Source organism: Streptomyces sp. CO7 (assembly GCF_053474865.1).
In genome coordinates, this window is record NZ_JBRIOU010000002.1 from 505,880 (window position 1) to 507,510 (window position 1,631).

The 1,631-nt window shown below is 77.9% G+C and carries 1 protein-coding gene; it reads left to right on the plus strand.

The genetic code is table 11. The annotated features are described in order from the left end of the window. The first annotated feature begins 524 nt into the window (after positions 1-524). Positions 525-1,604: a LacI family DNA-binding transcriptional regulator gene (locus ACOV8S_RS04225; protein ID WP_448316172.1), complete on the plus strand. Its 1,080-nt coding sequence runs from the start codon at positions 525-527 to the stop codon at positions 1,602-1,604. Positions 1,605-1,631: the final 27 nt, after the last annotated feature.

Here is a 1,631-nt window from a genome sequence, read left to right on the forward strand (position 1 = left end):
GTTCACGTCACCGGAGCACCGATCCGCCGGCGAAGCCGGGCGCCGGGGGCCGAGGCCCCCAGGTGGCCGGGTGGCCGGGTGGCCGGAGCGCCGGCGCCCGGGGTGCCGAGGGGCCTGGGGGCCGGAGCGCCGGCGCCCGGTGGTGCCGAGCGGCCAGAGCGGCCCGGGCTCCCCGAGCGGCCCGGGCGACCGGGTGCCGGGCCCGGGGTGCCGAGGTCGGGTGACCGTGACGGCCGGGGCCGCCGTTCGCGGACCGCTCGTGTCGAGCTGCCCGGCGTGGGCTGCGGGAACGCGTGGAGCCGGTGACGGGCACCACGGAAAGCGCGCCGTAGAAAGCGCTTTCTGCGACGTACGCTAGCGACCGCGCGCCGCCACGTACAGACCGTCGCGGTCACCTGGCTCGGATCGGGCGCCTCGCGCCGCGCCGGGGGCGGCGAAGATGGGACCATCGCCGGGAGCCGGGCGGGGCGGCGCGCCGGCCCGCTCCCCGTCGTCCCTCATGACCCGCCGCCTGGAGGGCCCCCATGTCAGTGACCCTGTCGGACGTGGCGAACCGCGCCAAGGTCTCGCCCGCCACGGTCTCCCGCGTGCTCAACGGCAACTACCCCGTGGCCGCGGCGACCAGGGAGCGCGTGCTGCGCGCGGTGGACGAGCTGGACTACGTGCTCAACGGCCCGGCGAGCGCCCTGGCGGCCTCCACCTCGGACCTGGTCGGCATCCTCGTCAACGACATCGCCGACCCGTTCTTCGGCATCATGGCCTCGGCCGTCCAGGCGGAGATGGGGTGCCGGGACGGTGACGGATCCGGCCGGGCGGGCGGTGAGAAACTCGCCGTCGTCTGCAACACCGGCGGCGCCCCGGACCGCGAACTCACCTACCTCACCCTCCTGCAGCGCCAGCGCGCCGCGGCCGTCGTGCTCACCGGCGACACCGTCGACGACCCGGCCCACGCGGCGGCGGTCGCGGCGAAACTGGCGCGGCTGGCGGAGGCGGGGACCCGCGTCGTGCTGTGCGGACGGCCGCCGTCGACCGCGCACCAGGGCGCCGTGCTCGCCGCGCTCCCGTTCGACAACCGGGGCGGCGGCCGGGCGCTCACCGCGCATCTGCTGGAGCTCGGGCACCGGCGCATCGGCTACGCCGCGGGTCCGGCCGAGCGCACCACCACGCGCCACCGGCTGGCAGGACATCGCGAGGCGCTGGCCGCCGCGGGCCTCGGCGGTGAACCGGCCGGTCAGGGGCTCACCGTGCACGGCCCCTACGACCGGCGGCACGGGTACGAGGCCGCACGGGAACTGCTGCGCCGCGAGCCCGGTCTGACGGCGGTCGTGGCGGCCAACGACACGGTGGCCCTCGGCGTCTGTGCCGCGCTGCGCGAGGCGGGACTACGGGTCCCGGAGGACGTCTCGGTGGCCGGTTTCGACGACCTGCCGTTCAGCGCGGACGCCGTGCCCGCCCTGACGACCGTGCGGCTGCCGCTGCAGGAGGCGGGCGCGCGGGCGGGCCGGCTGGCGCTCGGCACGGAGAAGCCGCCGCCCGGGAGGGTGGCCGAGGTCGCCGCCGAGCTCGTCGTCCGGGCCTCGACGGGGGCGCCGCGCACGGGGTGACGGGACGCCGGGCGGCGGGTCCGGACC

Coding starts and splice junctions, on each gene's coding strand:
- ACOV8S_RS04225 (WP_448316172.1), top strand. CDS start 525: ATGTCAGTGACCCTGTCGGACGTGGCGAACCGCGCCAAGGTCTCGCCC.